Annotated in this window: 19 protein-coding genes and 4 tRNA genes; 13 read left to right on the top strand and 10 right to left on the bottom strand. The window is 50.1% G+C overall.

The window, feature by feature from the left end; all coding sequences use genetic code 11:
- Nucleotides 1-24: 24 nt before the first annotated feature.
- From TW77_RS19340 to lolB, 10 genes are all read right to left on the bottom strand, one after another.
- Nucleotides 25-101 (bottom strand) — tRNA-Met (locus tag TW77_RS19340).
- Nucleotides 102-103: 2 nt separating this feature from the next.
- Nucleotides 104-178: transfer RNA gene (locus TW77_RS19335), tRNA-Gln, on the bottom strand.
- 152 nt (nucleotides 179-330) lie between these two features.
- Nucleotides 331-415: transfer RNA gene (locus TW77_RS19330), tRNA-Leu, on the bottom strand.
- A 123-nt stretch (nucleotides 416-538) separates the two neighbouring features.
- A tRNA-Met gene (locus TW77_RS19325) sits at nucleotides 539-615 on the bottom strand.
- 245 nt (nucleotides 616-860) lie between these two features.
- On the bottom strand, nucleotides 861-1,952 hold the full coding sequence (ychF, locus tag TW77_RS19320; RefSeq protein WP_046006618.1) for a redox-regulated ATPase YchF: 1,092 nt from the start codon (nucleotides 1,950-1,952) through the stop codon (nucleotides 861-863).
- A gap of 58 nt (nucleotides 1,953-2,010) precedes the next feature.
- Nucleotides 2,011-2,595, bottom strand: coding sequence for an aminoacyl-tRNA hydrolase (gene pth / locus TW77_RS19315; protein WP_046006617.1), 585 nt, complete (start codon nucleotides 2,593-2,595; stop codon nucleotides 2,011-2,013).
- Between the two features lie 19 nt (nucleotides 2,596-2,614).
- Entirely contained in the window at nucleotides 2,615-3,223 is a 609-nt protein-coding gene (locus TW77_RS19310; RefSeq protein WP_046006616.1) for a 50S ribosomal protein L25/general stress protein Ctc, read from the bottom strand.
- A gap of 199 nt (nucleotides 3,224-3,422) precedes the next feature.
- Nucleotides 3,423-4,370 carry a ribose-phosphate pyrophosphokinase gene (locus TW77_RS19305; RefSeq protein WP_010386544.1) on the bottom strand — a complete coding sequence of 316 codons (948 nt, stop codon included), beginning with the start codon at nucleotides 4,368-4,370 and terminating at the stop codon, nucleotides 3,423-3,425.
- 78 nt (nucleotides 4,371-4,448) lie between these two features.
- Complete coding sequence (gene ispE / locus TW77_RS19300; protein ID WP_046006615.1) at nucleotides 4,449-5,306, bottom strand: 4-(cytidine 5'-diphospho)-2-C-methyl-D-erythritol kinase; 858 nt, start codon at nucleotides 5,304-5,306, stop codon at nucleotides 4,449-4,451.
- Nucleotides 5,303-5,890, bottom strand: a complete 588-nt coding sequence (gene lolB, locus TW77_RS19295) for a lipoprotein insertase outer membrane protein LolB (RefSeq protein ID WP_082078982.1) — start codon at nucleotides 5,888-5,890, stop codon at nucleotides 5,303-5,305. Before lolB ends, ispE begins: the two co-directional genes overlap by 4 nt.
- 83 nt (nucleotides 5,891-5,973) lie before the next feature.
- On the opposite strand from lolB, the gene hemA reads away from it, so the two are divergent.
- From hemA to TW77_RS19230, 13 genes are all read left to right on the top strand, one after another.
- On the top strand, nucleotides 5,974-7,230 hold the full coding sequence (gene hemA / locus TW77_RS19290; RefSeq protein WP_046006613.1) for a glutamyl-tRNA reductase: 1,257 nt from the start codon (nucleotides 5,974-5,976) through the stop codon (nucleotides 7,228-7,230).
- A gap of 7 nt (nucleotides 7,231-7,237) precedes the next feature.
- Nucleotides 7,238-8,323, top strand: a complete 1,086-nt coding sequence (gene prfA / locus TW77_RS19285; protein WP_046006612.1) for a peptide chain release factor 1 — start codon at nucleotides 7,238-7,240, stop codon at nucleotides 8,321-8,323.
- Complete coding sequence (gene prmC, locus TW77_RS19280) at nucleotides 8,323-9,171, top strand: peptide chain release factor N(5)-glutamine methyltransferase (protein WP_046006611.1); 849 nt, start codon at nucleotides 8,323-8,325, stop codon at nucleotides 9,169-9,171. Before prfA ends, prmC begins: the two co-directional genes overlap by 1 nt.
- Before the next feature lie 141 nt (nucleotides 9,172-9,312).
- Entirely contained in the window at nucleotides 9,313-10,854 is a 1,542-nt protein-coding gene (locus TW77_RS19275) for a response regulator (protein ID WP_046006610.1), read from the top strand.
- Nucleotides 10,855-10,883: 29 nt separating this feature from the next.
- Nucleotides 10,884-11,258 (top strand): SirB2 family protein, encoded by a 375-nt coding sequence (locus tag TW77_RS19270; protein WP_046006609.1) that lies wholly within the window; start codon nucleotides 10,884-10,886, stop codon nucleotides 11,256-11,258.
- Between the two features lie 144 nt (nucleotides 11,259-11,402).
- Nucleotides 11,403-12,206: a tetratricopeptide repeat protein gene (locus TW77_RS19265; RefSeq protein ID WP_046006608.1), complete on the top strand. Its 804-nt coding sequence runs from the start codon at nucleotides 11,403-11,405 to the stop codon at nucleotides 12,204-12,206.
- A gap of 110 nt (nucleotides 12,207-12,316) precedes the next feature.
- Nucleotides 12,317-13,567, top strand: a complete 1,251-nt coding sequence (locus tag TW77_RS19260; RefSeq protein WP_046006607.1) for a DUF819 domain-containing protein — start codon at nucleotides 12,317-12,319, stop codon at nucleotides 13,565-13,567.
- A 33-nt stretch (nucleotides 13,568-13,600) separates the two neighbouring features.
- Nucleotides 13,601-14,455, top strand: coding sequence for a 3-deoxy-8-phosphooctulonate synthase (gene kdsA, locus TW77_RS19255; protein ID WP_046006606.1), 855 nt, complete (start codon nucleotides 13,601-13,603; stop codon nucleotides 14,453-14,455).
- Nucleotides 14,456-14,517: 62 nt separating this feature from the next.
- Nucleotides 14,518-15,411: a transcriptional regulator GcvA gene (locus tag TW77_RS19250; RefSeq protein WP_046006605.1), complete on the top strand. Its 894-nt coding sequence runs from the start codon at nucleotides 14,518-14,520 to the stop codon at nucleotides 15,409-15,411.
- Nucleotides 15,408-16,070 (top strand): alpha/beta family hydrolase, encoded by a 663-nt coding sequence (locus TW77_RS19245; RefSeq protein WP_046006604.1) that lies wholly within the window; start codon nucleotides 15,408-15,410, stop codon nucleotides 16,068-16,070. Before TW77_RS19250 ends, TW77_RS19245 begins: the two co-directional genes overlap by 4 nt.
- Nucleotides 16,063-16,431 (top strand): DUF423 domain-containing protein, encoded by a 369-nt coding sequence (locus TW77_RS19240; protein ID WP_046006603.1) that lies wholly within the window; start codon nucleotides 16,063-16,065, stop codon nucleotides 16,429-16,431. Before TW77_RS19245 ends, TW77_RS19240 begins: the two co-directional genes overlap by 8 nt.
- Before the next feature lie 23 nt (nucleotides 16,432-16,454).
- Nucleotides 16,455-17,540 carry a 23S rRNA (cytidine(2498)-2'-O)-methyltransferase RlmM gene (gene rlmM, locus TW77_RS19235; protein WP_046006602.1) on the top strand — a complete coding sequence of 362 codons (1,086 nt, stop codon included), beginning with the start codon at nucleotides 16,455-16,457 and terminating at the stop codon, nucleotides 17,538-17,540.
- Between the two features lie 134 nt (nucleotides 17,541-17,674).
- Complete coding sequence (locus TW77_RS19230; RefSeq protein WP_046006601.1) at nucleotides 17,675-18,490, top strand: AraC family transcriptional regulator; 816 nt, start codon at nucleotides 17,675-17,677, stop codon at nucleotides 18,488-18,490.
- Nucleotides 18,491-18,508: the final 18 nt, after the last annotated feature.

The raw sequence follows: 18,508 nt of genomic DNA, 5'->3' as shown, positions 1-18,508 counted from the left end.
ACCAATTCCGCCACTTCCGCAACGTGGTGGCTATGCCCTGATTTGAACAGGGGACCCCATCATTATGAGTGATGTGCTCTAACCAGCTGAGCTACATAGCCAATGGCTGGAGTACCAGGATTTGAACCTGGGAATGGCGGGATCAAAACCCGCTGCCTTACCGCTTGGCGATACTCCAACGAAAACTCAAACCTAAATGTTGGTCCCAGGATTTGAATCTGGGGGTGGATGAGTGAGGGGTTAAAACCTCTCTCTTCTGTCCTTACCGCTTATCCATTATGGGGCGATACTCCAACGAAAAGTCGATTATTTTAGTTCTTATCGAGAACATGGTGCGGAAGGAGAGACTTGAACTCTCACATCCGAAGATACTGGAACCTAAATCCAGCGCGTCTACCAATTCCGCCACTTCCGCACATCTTTTGCTTCTATGTGGAACCTAAATCCAGCGTCTATTTCTAAACATCTGCCCAATTCCGCCACTTCCGCATTTATTTGCAATTCAACTATACAATGAGTTTTGGTAGTAATTAAAGCATGGTGGCTATGCCCTGATTTGAACAGGGGACCCCATCATTATGAGTGATGTGCTCTAACCAGCTGAGCTACATAGCCATCTCTTTAATTTCTCATCATCGCTGATGCGGGGCGTATTATGCGTATATGCCCGTATGTCGTCAACACCTTTTTTGCAAAAAAATACCTAACACAGTTTGTTTGCAGATAAATTAAGCGAAGCGGGCTGTTTTTAGCGCAATTCAGCCAATAATTCCTCATACAGTGTAAGAGAAAGACAAAAAAAGCGCCATCAGGCGCTTTTTGTCAGACCAATAAACTTGGTCAATATTGAATGCAGTTACTTAGACATTGAACAAGAAGTTCATCACATCGCCGTCTTTAACGATGTAATCTTTACCTTCCTGGCGCATTTTACCTGCGTCTTTCGCACCGCTTTCACCTTGGTATTCAATGTAATCATTAAAACCAATGGTTTGTGCACGAATAAAGCCACGCTCAAAGTCGGTGTGGATCTTACCCGCTGCCTGTGGCGCAGTCGCACCAACAGGAATAGTCCATGCGCGCACTTCTTTAACACCTGCCGTAAAGTAGGTTTGTAGTTTCAGTAGCTCGTAACCGCCACGGATCACCAGGTTAAGCCCTGGCTCTTCCAGACCAAGGTCAGCCATGAATTCAAGCTTGTCTTCTTCTTCTAGTTCAGACAGTTCAGATTCAATTGCAGCACAGACCGGGATCACAACGGCTTCTTCCGCTGCGGCAATCTCACGTACCTGGTCTAAGAATGGGTTATTTTCGAAACCATCTTCAGTCACGTTTGCGATGTACATGGTCGGCTTAATCGTTAAGAAGTTAAGCGGCTTAATCGCAGCCAGTTCTTCTTTTGTCAGCTCCAGTGAACGCAGTGTTAACCCTTCATCCAGATGTGCTTTGACCTTTTCCAGTACTTCGTTTTGGAATTTAGCGTCTTTATCGCCACCTTTGGCTTTTTTAGCGTTACGTTGTGCTGCGCGATCGGCCGCTTCCATATCTGCTAAAACCAGCTCAGTGTTGATAACATCAATATCGTCTGCCGGGTTTACCTGGCCAGATACGTGGACGATGTTTTCGTCTTCAAAGCAGCGAACAACATGACCAATGGCATCTGTTTCGCGAATGTTTGCTAAGAACTGGTTACCCAGGCCTTCACCTTTAGATGCGCCCTTTACCAGGCCTGCGATATCAACAAACTCCATCGTGGTTGCGATGGTTTTTTGTGGATTCACAATCGCAGCCAATTGGTCCAGACGCTGATCCGGAACGGCAACTACGCCGGTGTTTGGCTCGATAGTACAAAAAGGGAAGTTCGCGGCTTCGATGCCCGCTTTGGTTAATGCATTGAATAGGGTTGACTTACCTACGTTAGGTAGGCCAACAATGCCACATTTAAAACCCATAGTTTAAAACCTTTAGTTTGCCATCAATCACAGCTGTAACGGGACGGGAGCGTCGGTGTTACGGCTTAAAAGAATGTAGTCTATTTTGTGCTTTTAACACACCGTCTTTGGCCAGAATTTCCATACAACGCACGGCTTCATCTACCACAGCATCGATTTTTTCCTGATCTGCCTGAGGGGCTTTGCCCAGCACCCAACCTGTTACTTTGTCTCTGTGTCCAGGGTGGCCAATACCTATACGCAGGCGCATAAACTCTTTGTTATTGCCCAGCTTGGCGATTATGTCTTTGAGACCATTGTGCCCACCGTGACCGCCGCCTTTTTTGATTTTGGCGACACCAGGTTCCATATCCATCTCATCATGCGCAACCAGGATCTGCTCTGGCGGGATCTTATAGAAGTTTGCCAGGCTACCTACGGCTTTACCGCTTAGGTTCATAAAGGTGGTTGGGATCAGTAGCTTAAATTCCTGATTGTTCAGGATAAGCTTGCCACTAAGGCCATGGTGTTTTGAGTCAGGTTTGAGGGGGACGTTGTAGCGCTTGGCCAGTTCTTCGATAAACCAGGCACCGGCATTGTGACGGGTGTTTGCGTATTCGGGGCCTGGATTAGCCAGGCCCACTAGCATTTGAATAGTATTCAAGGTGCTAACACCTTAGAAATTATTCAGCAGCTTCTTCAGCTGTTTCTTCAGCAGCGCCGCCTTTAGGTGCGTTTACAGTTACAACCGCTTGGTCGTGGTCTGCACCTTTAGCTAGCTCAACAGAAACTACACCAGCTGGAAGAGTGATGTCTGAAAGGTGTACAGTTGCGCCAACTTCGATAGCTGCTACGTCAACTTCTACGAACTCAGGAAGCTGAGCTGGCAGACACGTGATTTCGATTTCAGTTACGTGGTGAGCAACAGTGTTGCCGCCTTTAGTTGCTGCTTCTTCGTTCAGGAAGTGAACAGGCACTTTAGTGTGAAGCTTTTGAGAAGCGTCAACGCGTTGGAAGTCAAGGTGAGTTACCTTAGGCTTGTACGGGTGACGTTGGATGTCTTTCAGGATAGCTTCAACAGACTCACCACCGATGTTCAGAGTCAGGATGTGCGTGTAGAAACCCTCGTCTTCTTGCATCTGGATAACTTTGTTGTGCTCAAGAGTAAGCGAAACAGCGTCTTTGCCTGCACCGTAAAGGATAGCAGGAACTTTTTCTTCGCGACGTAGGCGGCGGCTCGCACCAGTACCCAGAGTTTCGCGTACTTCAGCGTTTAATACGTATTGTGACATGAGTGTCTCCAATTATTTTAGTTAATACTTCGAAGGGCTCGCGACCAAGCACTTCGGTAAATCACTGTACTCGCCATGGTTGTATCCAAAGCAAGCCCAGTAAAAAGGCGCGCTAATATACCACTAACCAGCAGCCTTGCAAACCTTTGGATATAAAAAAAGCACCCTAAGGTGCTTTTTCTTTGCCAGTGAACACGGATTAGTGTTCAAACATCGCAGAGATAGACTCTTCGTTGCTGATGCGGCGAATGGTTTCAGCCAGCATATCAGCCAGTGTCAGTACTTTGATCTTATCAACAGACTTTAGCTCGTCCGACAGCGTAATTGAGTCAGTGACAATCACTTCGTCGATCACTGAGTTGCGCAGGTTCTCTGCGGCATTACCAGACAGAACCGGGTGTGTGGCATAAGCAAATACGCGCTTAGCACCGTGCTCTTTCAGTGCAGCAGCGGCTTTACACAGCGTACCACCGGTATCAATCATATCGTCGACGATGATACAGTCACGGCCTTCCACGTCACCAATGATGTGCATGACCTGAGAAACGTTAGCCTGTGGGCGACGTTTGTCGATGATAGCCAGGTCTTTGTCATCCAGCAGTTTGGCGATTGCACGCGCACGTACGACACCACCAATATCTGGCGACACGACCACAACATCGTCAAAATCGCGCTCTTTCATGTCTTCAAGCAGCACCGGGCTACCAAACACATTGTCTACAGGCACATCGAAGAAGCCCTGGATCTGTTCAGCGTGCAGGTCTACCGTCAAAACGCGGTCAACACCAACGCTTGATAAGAAGTCCGCAACAACTTTTGCAGTGATTGGCACACGCGCAGAACGTACACGACGATCCTGACGGGCATAGCCGAAGTATGGAATAACGGCGGTAATACGACCTGCAGAAGCACGACGTAAAGCATCCACCATCACAATGAGTTCCATCAGGTTGTCATTGGTTGGTGCACAAGTGGATTGGACGATGAATACATCAGAACCACGAACATTTTCATTGATTTGAACGCTGATCTCGCCGTCGCTAAAACGGCCTACAACGGCATCACCTAATTCGATAAACAAACGTTTTGCAACTTTTTGAGCTAGCTCAGGTGTTGCGTTACCAGCGAAGAGCTTCATGTCGGGCACGGTAGGGTTCCTCAGGCACTGTAATATATATTTTGCAATGACGGCGTCTGTGACAGTGTCAAAACAGGCTAACTTAAACTATTTTACTTCATCTTTACGCCATGCAGCCAGTTGCCGATGGGCAATTGACTCGCTTGCGCTTTGGGTAACAAAGCCGGTCCAGTGAGACGGGAGTTGTTCGAGTACACGCTGTGCCGCCTGTGCTGAATCAAATTCTGCAAAGCAACATCCTCCGGTTCCCGTCATTCTGGACGGCGCATATTTTAGCAACCAGCTCAGGGTTTTTTCAACCTCGGGGTAGAGCTTTTTGACTAATGCCTGACAGTCGTTGTGTGTCTGATCAATGGTCCAGCCCTCAGGCAGCTTGGGGGTATTTCGCGGCAGCTCTGGGTGTGTGAATACTTCCACAGTGCCAACATGGACATTGGGGAAGACCACCAGATAGTGTTTTTTTGCCAGAGTATAGGGGCTCAGCTTCTCTCCAACCCCTTGCGCCAGCGCTGTTTTCCCACGTACAAAGACGGGGACATCCGCACCGAGTGATAATCCGATATCTGCAAGCTGGTCAAGTGACAAGTCACATTGCCACAATGTGTTTAAGGCAAGCAAGGTGGTTGCAGCGTCTGATGAACCGCCCCCCACGCCGCCACCCATAGGAAGCTTTTTAACCAGCTGAACATGGGCACCGAATGGTGATTTTTTATGGGGCCTGAGCGCTTCGGCAGCACGGTAAATCAAATTCTCTTGCAACGGAATGCCTGCGACATCGCCCCCGATCTCCACAATATCTTGCTTGATAAGCGAGAAAGTCAGTTCATCGCCATACTCCAGCATAGTGAACAGGGTTTCCAGTTCATGGTAGCCATCCGCACGACGGCCATTGATGTGCAAAAACAGGTTCAGTTTGGCCGGGGCTGTTAATGTCAGTGTCTTCATAAGGTCTCAAAGTGCCAGTTGCTGATACGGATCTTAATAGTGATGTCTTTGTGCGTAAGCGTTAGCCGGGTTGGTAGTGTCAGTCCGTTAACGCGTTGATAGGTTTGGTAAGCAACCTGCCAGCGCAGGCCTTGCTCGTCTTGCCAGGTGGCCTGAGTTAATTGTTGTTTATCATTATATTGATTGCCAGGCGCGTCTATATTACCGGTTAACCATTGAGGGGCCTGCGAAACAGGCAGTTGCCAGCCGCTCAGGCGGTACACCAAATCGCTGCTATCTTCACTGGTATAGGTGTTATCTTTGAGCGTCAGCACACTGTGCTGATCGAATTCTTGCAACTTGAGGACCTGAGTCCCGATAAAGGTATTGAGCGTCAGGGTTTGTTTTTGTTCACGATACTGCCAGTTAAAGTTGGCAGACTGACGCTCTTCGGGAGAGATAAAAGCCAGCTTACCTGTGGCCCGCCAGTTGTTATATTTTTCGGGACGATTTTGCTGTGCATGCTCGTCAGGGAGCGTAATACGCTGCGCACATCCGCCCAGAAACAATAAAAACATGAGCAAAATCAAATGAAACTGTTTCAAACTGAGTTCCTTACTTTCCATATTCGATTGATTTTTGGTAAAATTAGCGGCTTTAAAGCAGGGCTTGAGCAATACTGGCAGTTATGACCATCATCGCACTTGGGATCAATCACAAAACCGCGTCCGTCGAATTGAGGGAAAAAGTCGCTTTTTCTCCGCAACAGCTATCGGATGCGCTACAGCAGCTGTCTGAGTTACCGCAGTTTAATGAGTCCGTGATTGTTTCTACCTGCAATCGGACCGAAATCTATTGTAGCCTTGGGGACTCGAATTCCCAAGCGCTTCTGGGCTGGCTGGCTGAATTTCACCGGATAGAAGAGCAAGAGCTGGCCGAAAACGTCTATGTGCATCACAATCAGGATGCCGTCAATCACCTGATGCGCGTGGCCTGTGGACTGGATTCACTGGTGCTGGGCGAGCCACAGATTCTGGGTCAAATAAAGCAAGCTTATAACAGTGCCAAAGCGCATAACGGCATTCAGCCAGTGTTTGAACGCTTGTTTCAAAAAACGTTTTCTGTGGCCAAGCAAGTGCGCACCGAGACTGAAATTGGTGCCAGCGCCGTCTCTGTGGCGTATGCGGCCGTCAATCTGGCCAAGCATATTTATGGTCAACTGGAAAAAACCAATGTGTTATTAATCGGCGCGGGTGAAACCATAGAGCTGGTAGCCAAGCACCTGTCTCAGCACAACCCCAAGGCTATCACAGTAGCCAACCGCACTATTGAGCGGGCGCAAACGCTGGCAGATGAAATAAACGCCAGTGTCATTTCTTTGGCCCAGCTGCCCGAGCAATTACACCAGGCAGACATAGTGATCAGTTCTACCGCCAGCACTTTGCCCATCATAGGTAAAGGGGTGGTTGAGCAGGCCCTGAAAAAACGCAAGCATAAGCCGATGCTGTTCGTGGATATTGCGGTGCCACGTGATATCGAAAGCCAGGTCAATGATTTAGATGCGGCCTACCTTTATACGGTGGACGACCTGCAGGCGATCGTGAATGAAAACATGGCGTCGCGGGAGCAGGCAGCACGCGAAGCCCAGCATATCATTGATGACAAAACCCACGAGTTTGCACAGTGGCAACGTTCTTTGACCTCGGTGGATGTGATCCGTGACTATCGTGATTCGGCCCAGACGATTAAATTAGAGCTCGTGGAAAAGGCGTTAAATCAGCTACAATCGGGTAAGAATTCAGAAAAGGTCTTGTTAGAGCTGGCAAATAAGCTTACCAATCGACTCACTCATGCACCGACCCGGGCCATTCAGGCGGCGGCAAAAGAGGGTGATATAGAGCGCATTGCAGTATTAAAACAAGCATTAGGTATTGAGCAGGAATAAAAATTAAATGAAAGAGTCCGTCTATCGTAAGTTGGAAACGCTGGTAGAGCGCCACGAAGAAGTGGAAGCCATGCTGGGGGATCCGGAAGTTATCGGCGATCAAAATCGTTTTCGCGCGTTATCAAAAGAATACTCAGAGCTGGAAGACGTCGTGAAGGCATTTACGGCTTATCAGCAGGCGCAAGAAAACGTGGCTGCGGCTGAAGAAATGCTTAAGGAACCAGATCCTGATATGCGCGAAATGGCGCAGGAAGAATATAAAGAAGCAAAAGAACAAATCAGTGAGCTTGAAGATCAGCTCCAGATCCTGATGCTACCGAAAGACCCCAAAGACGACAACAACGTATTTTTGGAAGTCCGTGCCGGTACGGGCGGTGACGAAGCGGCTATCTTTGCCGGTGACTTGTTCCGTATGTACAGCCGTTATGCCGAAACCCAGAAGTGGCAAGTGGAAGTGGTCAGTGCCAACGAAGGTGAACACGGTGGTTACAAAGAGATCATTGCTAACATCAAAGGAGATGGGGTTTACGGAAAGCTCAAGTTTGAGTCGGGCGCACACCGTGTACAGCGTGTACCAGAGACCGAATCTCAGGGCCGTGTTCACACTTCAGCGTGTACCGTAGCAGTCATGGCAGAGATCCCGGAAGCGGAAGCCATCGAAATTAACCCAGCCGACCTGAAAGTCGACACCTTCCGTGCCTCGGGCGCCGGTGGTCAGCACGTTAACAAAACCGACTCTGCCATTCGTATTACCCACATCCCAACGGGCGTTGTGGTTGAATGTCAGGACGAGCGTTCGCAGCACAAAAACCGCGCTAAAGCGCTGTCGGTACTGGGCGCGCGCTTGCAACAGGCAGAAGATGAAAAACGTCAGGCTGCTGAGGCAAGCGAACGTCGTAACCTGGTAGGTAGCGGTGACCGCTCTGAGCGGATCCGGACTTACAACTATCCACAGGGCCGTATTACGGATCACCGTATTAACCTGACGCTTTATCGTCTGAATGAAGTTGTAGCCGGTGATCTGGGTGCGGTTATCGACCCGTTAGTATTGGAGTATCAGGCTGACTTGTTGGCAGCCATGGGCGACGACTAATGACGCAACATTCAACCCTTGCCCAGGCGATTGCCTGGGCGAGCGGGCAACTTCAGAGCAGTTCAGAGTCAGCGAAACTCGATGCCGAAGTGCTGCTTTTGCATATCCTTCAGAAAAACCGTAGCTATTTATTTGCCTGGCCCGAAGCTGAACTAAACGCCGAGCAACAGCAGCGTTTTGCAACCCTGGTCGAACGTCGACAAGCGGGTGAGCCAGTTGCCCACCTTACCGGAGAGCGGGAATTCTGGAGCCTGCCTTTATACGTCAATAACAGTACACTGATCCCTCGTCCGGATACCGAAACCCTGGTTGAGCAGGCGCTTGCATTGCCTTTGTCTGCGCAGGCCAAAGTGCTCGACCTGGGCACCGGGACGGGCGCCATTGTGCTGGCACTGGCATCGGAGCAGCCCGGCTGGCAACTAATTGGTGTCGACTTCTCACATGATGCGGTAGCACTGGCAGAGAAAAACCGTCAGCGCCTTGGCTTTGAACATGTTGAGATCTACCACAGTGACTGGTTTTCAGCATTAGCAGATCAGCGTTTTGATCTGATTGTCAGCAATCCGCCTTATATCTGTGAGCAAGATGAACACCTGAGCCAGGGCGATGTGCGTTTTGAGCCATTATCGGCTTTGGTGGCCCCGGAGCAAGGTTATGCCGATATCCGTCATATCATTGAGCAGGCTCAGGCCTATCTGGCGCCAGATGGCTATCTGATGTTTGAGCACGGTTATCAGCAAGCTGCTGGCGTTCAGCAGATTTTTGCACAAATGAACTATCGCAATATACTTACAATAAAAGATATGGCAGGCTGTGATAGGGTGACGATGGCGCAAAAGCCGCAATAATCCCACCTGGTTAAATCGCAGCAGTATGCCTAGCCTGGACTTCTGTTCTGGATAAACATGCGCATACAGTGTCGGCTTTAAGTCCGCCAGCGGAGCATTGCTGGCGAGATATATGTATATAAGAGTGTTAAGGACTCTCCAATGGATGATTTTTTGTTTTCAGACGATCCGGGTGAAGTAGAAGTACAGGAAAAAAGTGGCACCTGGAAGGTCATCATTGTTGATGATGAACCAGAAGTGCATGCGGTAACTAAACTCGCGCTCAGCGACTTTGAATTTCAGAAAAAGCGCCTGGAATTTCTCAGCGCCTATTCCGGTGAGGAAGCAAAAAAGGTGGTTATGGACCACCCCGATGCAGCCATTGTACTGCTTGATGTGGTGATGGAAACGGATGATGCGGGCCTGCGAGTCGCGCAGTTTATTCGTGAAACAGCAAAGAATAACAACATTCGCATTATTTTGCGTACCGGCCAGCCTGGCCAGGCACCGGAGCGTCAGGTTATCGTCAATTATGATATCAATGACTACAAGTCCAAAACAGAACTGACGGCGCAAAAGCTGTTTACTGTGGTGATGTCGAGTCTGCGCTCTTACCGGGATATCTTGTCCATTGATCAATCTCGCCAGGGGCTGGAAAAAATCATCACAGCCTCACGTAATATCTTTGCCTCACACTCCATTGATCAATTTATAGAAGGCGTTATCCAGCAGCTTACCTCGTTACTGGGGACTGTGGATGAAGCCATTTATGCCACCTCTTTGGTGGCCAGTAACGACCCCAGTGACAGCAGCGATAAACTGGTGGTGTTTACCGGTCGGGGCGAATTTGCCAGAAGCGAAGGCAAACCAATAGAAGAGGTACTGGCGCCGGAACAAATGGAAGCCTGCCGGCAGGCCTTGCAGGACCGCGGGATTGTCTACAAGGACAACTACCTGTTTGCTTACTGCTCCAGCGAATATAATCACGCGTCTATGTTGTTTGTATCAGGGATCCCTGAGTTTTTGACCGACACACAAAAACACCTGATCAAAATATTCTCGCAAAACGTACAACTGGCTTATGAAAATGTTCAGCTGCAGGCGGAAATTGAAGACACCCAGCAGGAGCTGGTATATCGCCTGAGTGAAGCGCTGGAGCAACGCTCGACTGAATCGGGTAATCACGTAAAACGTGTGGCTAACATCTGTTATGTGCTGGCCAAGCGCTATGGGCTGAGTTATCGCGAAGCCGAGTTGGTGCGACTGGCGTCTCCACTGCACGATGTGGGCAATGTGGGCATTCCCGATGCCATTTTGAACAAACCCAATAAGCTTGCGGACGAAGAGTGGGAGGTGATGAAGTCTCATACTCAAAAAGGCTATCAGATCCTGCGCGATTCACGCCGTGAAATCGTCAATGCTGGCGCTATGATCGCCCGTGACCACCACGAGCGCTGGGATGGCAGCGGCTACCCGAGCGGTAAAAAAGGCGAAGAAATCCATATTTTTGGTCGTATTGCAGCGATTGCGGATGTGTACGACTCAATGCGTCATGAACGCTGTTACCGTCCGGCTTATAATCTGGAAGAAGTGGTAGCAGAAATTAACAGCCAAAAGGGCAAGCATTTTGACCCCAAACTGGTTGATGTGTTTAATGACGCAATTGATGAGCTGGAGCAGATCCTGGCTCGCCTGGAAGATTAATTTAATCGTTTATTTATTAAGGGGCAATTTTGGACTACATGGCACTTAAACACACGCATGTGATGTTTGCAGTTTTGAGTATTATTTTGTTTTACACCCGGGCAATCTCGCGCCTGGCTAGTGGTAAACTGGCAGCCAACAAAGGGGTATTCATCGCCAGCCACAGTATCGATACTGTGCTGCTTATCTCGGCGGTGTCACTGGCGGTGATGGCCAGTCTCAATCCGGCGCAGCAGCCCTGGTTGATGGAAAAAATTATCCTGGTTATTGCCTACATTGCACTGGGTTTTGTAATTGCAAAATCAACCACCAAAGCCAAACAGGCAGGCGCTCTGGTGCTAGCCACACTGACCTTACTGGCTGTTGGCTACCTCGCCAGCGCCAAAAATGCCCTGATATTATAATGCTCAGGCCGGGCAGCCTTGCTGCCCGCTAACCTCCCGCAACCGGGCCTTGCTGCCCGCGCATAAAAATCCCCTTGGGAATGTGTTGAAAAATGTTACACTAGTCCATTATGACTATAGACAGTAGAAAATAGTTCGTTATTTATGACTGATATCTGGTTCGATGAACACGACACAAGTACGGATCATTTCTCGACGCCTGCCTTGTTACGTTGTATCTGGGCTGAGCCACACTGGGATGCGCAGGCCGATACCTCACACACGCTATGTTTGCTGGCCGAGCTGGAGCAGGCTGTTGACGACATTTGTCATCAAAATGATGATAAGCACAAGTGTGTGGATGCACTGCTCGATACGTTTTATACCCAATGGTTGTTTAGCGGCACGGACCAAAAAGTGCCGGAGCATTTGCTAAACAACGTCTGCTATGTGTTAAAAATGCGCAGCGGCACCAGCATGGCGCTGGCCTTGATCTTAGTGCACTTACTGGAGCGCGCTAAGCTGACCGCAAGTCTGGCCATCAACCAGGGAGATGTGCTGGTTCACATCGCACTGAGTGACGAGGAAGGTTATATCATAGATCCCAGCTCTGGCCACCAGTCCTGGTATGTGATCCCGGAAAATGGCGATGATAAAGAGCAGGAGCCCATGGAGCTGGTATTTGGTGAAGAAGCCTTCAAGCTTTACCTTGCCCAGCAAAAATGGTCGTTTATTGCTGCCGAAAAATTTGGTCATGCACTGAGCTGCGTTGAAATGCTGATGGAATTACTGGGTGATGATCCTTATGAGCGTCGCGACAGGGGCTATTTGCTAAATCAACTTAACTGCCCGAAAATGGCCAAAGACGATCTACAGTTCTTTGTGGATGAATGTCCGGACGACCCGACCATAGAGCTCATTCAAAATCAAATCGCAGAGCTGGCCGATCACAATAATATCCTGCATTAAGTGAGGCCAGCAGGCACTGCATGTTAGGGAGCTTCGCCGTTTTGTTCACTTGCATACCCGGCATGGCTTCCCAAGCGGTTTTTGTATAATCAAGGAAACAGAGAGATCCCATGCAAGAGAGTAGTGTACTCATTACCAATAATGCCGTTGTGCTTGGCCTGTTAGCCATCATTCTGGGTTTTGTATTCTATACCTCCAATCTGAAAACCGGGTTCTGGGCCAAGTTTTATCGCTATGTGCCGGCCCTGTTAATGTGCTACTTCCTGCCTTCCCTATTGAATACCTTCGGTATTGTAGATGGTAGCGGTAATGATGTGTATACGGTTGCTAAGTACTTTTTACTGCCAGCCTGTCTGGTGTTGTTGACCTTAAGTATCGATCTTAAGTCCATTATGGGGCTCGGCAAGCGCGCCATCATTATGTTTCTGACCGGTACGGTTGGCGTGGTGCTTGGCGGGCCGATAGCATTGCTGATCACGGCCACTTTTATGCCGGAATTACTCGGTGTAGCCGGGCCAGAAGCCGTCTGGCGTGGAATGGCGGCACTGGCCGGTAGCTGGATTGGCGGTGGTGCCAACATGGTGGCGATGAAGGAAATTTACGGCGCCGGGGGCGAGATCTTCACTATTATGGTGACCGTGGACATAGTGGTTGCCAACCTGTGGATGGCTGGCCTGTTATTTTTGGCCGCCAGACATAAAGACATCGATGCACGAACCGGTGCTGACACGGCCTCGATTGAGCGCCTGATTGACAAAGTACAGGCCTTTGAAGCCGAGCACGCAAGACGGCCTGAATTAAAAGACTTAATGCTGCTGATCGCCTTTGCCTTTGGTGCAACCGGCCTGGCGCATTTTGCCGCCGATCTGCTGGTGCCTTACTTTGCCAGTAATTTCCCTGAGCTGAAGAAGTTTTCTCTGCATTCCAAACTGTTCTGGATCATCGTCCTGGTCACCACCATCGGCCTGGCGCTGTCTTTCACCAAAGCCCGCAACTTTGAGGCGGTAGGTGCGTCCAAAGTGGGTAGTAGCTTTTTATACATCCTGGTGGCAACCATAGGCTTGCACATGGATATCACTAAAATCGTCGAGGCCCCCAAGTATGTGGTCATTGGTCTGATCTGGATGGCAGTGCATGTGGGGTTATTATTTTTGGTGGCTAAACTCATTAAAGCGCCCGTGTTTTACGTGGCGGTTGGCAGCAAGGCCAATATTGGTGGCGCGGCGTCTGCGCCTGTGGTTGCGTCAGCGTTCCACCCGGCGCTGGCACCGGTGGGCGTACTTTTAGCCGTATTGGGCTATGCGCTGGGCACCTACGCGGCCTGGCTATGCGGACAACTTTTACGTGTGATTGGCAGTTAGCGCTGCCAGTTAGCGACTATTTTAGGAAAAACAATGAATACACAGATTATCAAAGTAGCAGACATCGAAGTTGCTAACGACAAACCTTTTGTGCTGTTTGGTGGCATGAATGTGCTGGAGTCTCGCGACCTGGCCATGCGTATTGCCGAGCACTATGTTGAAGTGACCAGCAAGCTGGGCATTCCTTATGTGTTTAAAGCCTCGTTCGACAAAGCCAACCGTTCTTCTATTAACTCATACCGTGGTCCGGGTATGGAAGAAGGGCTTAAAATCTTTGAAGAAATCAAAAGCACCTTTAACGTGCCGCTTATTACCGACGTGCATGAGCCACATCAGGCGGCACCGGTTGCAGAAGTGGTTGATGTGATCCAGCTTCCGGCCTTTTTGGCGCGTCAGACTGACCTGGTGGTGGCCATGGCAAAAACCGGCAATGTGATTAACGTGAAGAAACCTCAGTTTCTGGCACCACACGAGATGCGCCACATCATCAAAAAGATGAGCGAAGCGGGCAACGAGCAAGTGATCTTGTGTGAACGTGGTACCAGCTTTGGTTATAACAACCTGGTGGTCGACATGCTGGGTATGGATGACATGAAGCACATGGCACCGGTGATCTTTGATGCCACGCATGCCCTGCAGCGCCCGGGTGGCCGCAGCGATTCGGCCGATGGTCGTCGTGCGCAGGCGGCTGAGCTGGCTCGCAGCGGCATGGCCCTGGGTCTGGCAGGCTTGTTTATTGAAGCGCACCCCAATCCAAACGAAGCCAAGTGCGATGGTCCTTGTGCACTGCCGCTGGCAAAGCTTGAAGGCTATTTGCAACAGATGAAAGCTGTGGACGATTTGGTCAAGAGCTTTGCACCGTTAGATACCAGCGCTGCCGATCTGTAACATGACACTTACTGGCGGAGGAGACTCCGCCATTTTTATCAGCCTGGTTTGGAATTCCCGCCATGTCACGACGATTACCCCCATTAAATGCACTGAAAGCTTTTGAGGCCGCAGCCCGGCATCTGAGTTTTACCAAGGCCGCAGAAGAGCTGTTTGTCACTCAGGCGGCCATCAGCCACCAGATCAAAATTCTGGAAGAGCACCTCGGGGTTAAACTCTTTTTACGTAAAAACCGCTCCTTGCTGTTAACGGAAGAAGGGCAGGGTTATTTCCTGGATATCAAGGAGCTGTTTTCTCAGCTCATCGATGCCACCGAAAGGCTATTAGCACGTGGTGCAAAAGGGTCGCTTACAGTGAGCCTGACGCCCAGTTTTGCCATTCAGTGGCTGGTGCCCAGGCTGAGTCTGTTTAATGAATTGCACCCCGACATTGATGTGCGAATAAAAGCACAGGATCTGGATGAAAACTCATTAACCGATGACGTGGACGTAGCCATTTATTATGGCCGGGGTAACTGGAGCGGCGTACAAACCCACAAGCTGCATACCGAATACCTGGTGCCCATGTGTAGCCCTTTGCTGCTCAATGGTCCAAAACCGCTGGATCAGCCCAGCGACCTGGCGAATCACACCCTGCTGCACGATACTACCCGACGTGCCTGGAAAGCCTGGCTTAAAACCGCTGGGGTGCGCAACGTGCCGGCTAACACCGGACCAATTTTCAGTCACTCGTCTATGGTGACTCAGGCAGCGGTGCATGGTCAGGGGATCGCACTGGGCAACAGCGTATTGGCTAAACCCGACCTGGACGCGGGCCGTTTGATCATTCCATTTAGCCATCACCTGGAAAGTAAAAATGCTTACTATCTGGTGTGTCGTGAATCTCAGGCTGAATTAGGTAAAATAGTGTCCTTCAAAAACTGGATGCTGGAAATGGTAGAACAGGAACAACAATGACGCACAGCGAAGTAAAGATTGATATCGAGTGGCATCAGGCTGGTGCACCTCTGGCGCAACTTATCCTGGCCCATGGCGCAGGAGCGGGCCGCGACAGCGACTTTATGCAGGACATGGCAAACCGCGTGAGCGCGTTGGGAGTCACCGTCGGGCTGTTTGATTTTGGCTATATGCAGATGGCAAAGGCACTGGATAAACGTCGCCCGCCGGAGCGTGCCCCTAAACTGCTGGCCCATTATCGCGATGTGCTGAGCGCGCAGCTCGACGACTTACCTGTGTTTATCGGTGGTAAGTCTATGGGCGGGCGTATGGCATCTATGCTGGTCTGTGAAGACGATATTCAGGTACAGGGCGTGTTTGCGCTGGGTTATCCGTTCCACCCACCGGGCAAACCTGAGAAACTGCGTACCGAGCACTTTGCCGATATCCCTTGCCCGTTTGTGGTGCTGCAAGGAGAGCGCGATACGTTTGGTAATCACGCCGAGGTAACCGCTTTGGCAGCGCAAGCCGAAGATCAGGGTTGGCCTGAGCTGGTATGGCTTAAAGATGGCGACCATTCGTTGAAGCCGCGCAAAGCCAGCGGCCTGACAGAAGCGCAAAACCGCCAGCTGGCAGCAGAGGCCATTGCCGCTAAAATTGCGGAGATACTCAATGGCTAAGCTATTCTTACTGCTGGGCGGGGCATTTTGTATGCTGTCGGTCATGCTGGGGGCCTTTGCCGCCCATGGCCTGAAAAGCCGTTTGAACGACTATGCCATTGGCATATTTAAAACCGGCGCTGAATATCAGATGACCCACGGTCTGGCACTGCTGGCCGTGGCCTTGCTCCTGAAATGGGGCGTGAAAGTGCAGCTCTCGGGCTATTTATTTGCGACCGGGATTGTCCTGTTCAGCGGTAGCTTGTACTTGCTGGCGCTGACCGGTGCCAAGTGGCTGGGACCGATTACGCCACTGGGCGGACTGTGTTTTATTCTTGGCTGGGCCTGGCTGCTGTTTCAGGTTGCCCGCCAGCCCTTTTAATTGATTAGAGACTTTTTATCACTATGTCTAGTGTGGTTATTTATTGCCGAAGCGGCTTTGAAAGCGATGCGGCGGCCGAAATTACGCATCACGCCGCGTTACATAATGTCGCCGGTTACGTGAAAGCTAAGCCCAATACGGGCTATGTGACCTTTGAGTGTTTTGACCCGGCTCAGAGTGAGCTGCTACTCAAGCAGGTTGATTTTTCCAGCCTGGTGTTTGCCCGCCAGTGGTTTGCGGGTGTGCTGTTAAGCAAAATGCCCGTTGAAGACCGCGTATCTGAGATAAAACAGGTGGTTGGGGGTTTCCCTTTGTGTGGCGATCTGCGGGTAGAAACCCCGGATACCAATGAAGGCAAAGAGCTGTCGAAGTTCTGTAAAAAATTCTCGACGCCACTGGCCAAAGCGCTGGAGAAGCAAAATAAGCTGACCCGCGACCACAAAGCCCATAAACCGGTGCTGCATGTGCTGTTTCTGGCTAACGATACCGCCTACGTCGGTTACTCATTCAGTCATAACAACTCGCCGTTCTTTATGGGGATCCCGAGGCTGAAAATGCCGGCCGATGCCCCGAGTCGCTCAACGCTGAAGCTGGATGAAGCCTTCAATGTGTTTGTTGGTAAAGAAAACGAGCCTGAACGGGTTCGCTCTGGCATGCGCGGCGTGGATCTGGGCGCCTGTCCGGGTGGCTGGACCTATCAGCTGGTACGCCGCGGGTTGTTTGTGGCGGCAATCGACAATGGCCCGATGAACGATGATTTGATGGAAACCGGGCAGGTAAAGCACTTCCGTGAAGACGGCTTTAAATATCGCCCCGAAAAGCGCAACATCGACTGGCTGGTGTGTGACATGGTCGAAAAACCAACCCGCGTCAGCGAGCTGATGGTCGACTGGATAGTCAACGGCTTTGTCCGTGAGTTGATCTTTAACCTCAAACTGCCCATGAAGAAGCGCTTTGATACGGTTTATGAGTGTTTAACGCTGATCCGCGATGAGTTGAAAAAGTACGGCGTAGGCTACGAGCTACAGGCCAAACACCTCTACCACGACCGCGAAGAAGTAACAGTGCACATTCAGGTGCTGAAAGTCCCGCAAAACCTCTACAGCTAAGCATTGTTTCGGTGGCTGCCAGGTATGGTAGCCGCCATCACTATACGTGATGCTTTTTCCCGCAATATTTTCTTACGCTCTTGTTTTTACACTTTGCTGTTATTTAAATAAAATCAGCAGCAAAGGAGTAACTGATGACAAGACTACTGCAGCACACTGTGTCTCCTCAGCTAAAGGCAACGCTGAGCTATTATACGCCAGGCAGCATGATGCCAGCACATCGACACGATCATGCACAGTTATCCGTGCTGCTCAGTGGTGGCTTGCGTGAGCAAACTGAGCAGTCGGCTTTCGATATAGCAACGCCGGGATTATGTTTTAAGCCGCTGCATATTTTGCACAGTGATCAGTACGGTGCTCAAGGAACGCTGATCTTCTCGTTTTCCTTGTCACCTGAGCTGCTTACCCGGTTTGATAAAATAACTTCACCTCGATATCAATGGCAGTCTCGGCTGACTGCAGGTCCCCGGGCAGGGCAGGCATCTTATTTACAGGCGTTGTATCATGGTCAGTTAGATACGTTGCACGACCTTTTTTGGGACACACTGAGTGAATGTGGTATCCCTCAACATACCGTCAGAGAGCGGCAGCGACCCGATTGGCTGGTGCGAGCTAAAAAGTTGCTGGAAGAGGCCGAACAGCCAGTGTCACTTAGCGAACTGGCAACACAGCAAGGGATCCATCCGGTGTACTTTTCCCGTGCATTTAAACAATACTTTCATATTTCTGCCAGCGCTTATCAACAACAGCTGCAGCTGAGCAAAGCACTGCGCTCGATGACTCAAGGTCTGCCCCTGAGTGATAGTGCATTTCATGCAGGCTTTTCCGATCAGAGTCATATGAGCAGAGCTATGAAGAGTAGATTAGGTCTGTCACCCGGGAAACTTCAAAAGTTGTTTCAGGCAAAGCAGGTTAAATCTGTTCAATACAGTACTAAATCAGCAAGCTAGGATATGCACACAATAATA

The organism is Pseudoalteromonas rubra (assembly GCF_000967655.1).
Taxonomy (GTDB): Bacteria; Pseudomonadota; Gammaproteobacteria; order Enterobacterales; family Alteromonadaceae; genus Pseudoalteromonas; species Pseudoalteromonas rubra_A.
This window is presented reverse-complemented; position numbering and strand designations above follow the sequence as displayed.

Coding starts and splice junctions, on each gene's coding strand:
- ychF (WP_046006618.1), bottom strand. CDS start 1,952: ATGGGTTTTAAATGTGGCATTGTTGGCCTACCTAACGTAGGTAAGTCA.
- TW77_RS19310 (WP_046006616.1), bottom strand. CDS start 3,223: ATGTCACAATACGTATTAAACGCTGAAGTACGCGAAACTCTGGGTACT.
- ispE (WP_046006615.1), bottom strand. CDS start 5,306: ATGAAGACACTGACATTAACAGCCCCGGCCAAACTGAACCTGTTTTTG.
- hemA (WP_046006613.1), top strand. CDS start 5,974: ATGACCATCATCGCACTTGGGATCAATCACAAAACCGCGTCCGTCGAA.
- prfA (WP_046006612.1), top strand. CDS start 7,238: ATGAAAGAGTCCGTCTATCGTAAGTTGGAAACGCTGGTAGAGCGCCAC.
- prmC (WP_046006611.1), top strand. CDS start 8,323: ATGACGCAACATTCAACCCTTGCCCAGGCGATTGCCTGGGCGAGCGGG.
- TW77_RS19275 (WP_046006610.1), top strand. CDS start 9,313: ATGGATGATTTTTTGTTTTCAGACGATCCGGGTGAAGTAGAAGTACAG.
- TW77_RS19265 (WP_046006608.1), top strand. CDS start 11,403: ATGACTGATATCTGGTTCGATGAACACGACACAAGTACGGATCATTTC.
- TW77_RS19260 (WP_046006607.1), top strand. CDS start 12,317: ATGCAAGAGAGTAGTGTACTCATTACCAATAATGCCGTTGTGCTTGGC.
- kdsA (WP_046006606.1), top strand. CDS start 13,601: ATGAATACACAGATTATCAAAGTAGCAGACATCGAAGTTGCTAACGAC.
- TW77_RS19250 (WP_046006605.1), top strand. CDS start 14,518: ATGTCACGACGATTACCCCCATTAAATGCACTGAAAGCTTTTGAGGCC.
- TW77_RS19245 (WP_046006604.1), top strand. CDS start 15,408: ATGACGCACAGCGAAGTAAAGATTGATATCGAGTGGCATCAGGCTGGT.
- TW77_RS19240 (WP_046006603.1), top strand. CDS start 16,063: ATGGCTAAGCTATTCTTACTGCTGGGCGGGGCATTTTGTATGCTGTCG.
- rlmM (WP_046006602.1), top strand. CDS start 16,455: ATGTCTAGTGTGGTTATTTATTGCCGAAGCGGCTTTGAAAGCGATGCG.
- TW77_RS19230 (WP_046006601.1), top strand. CDS start 17,675: ATGACAAGACTACTGCAGCACACTGTGTCTCCTCAGCTAAAGGCAACG.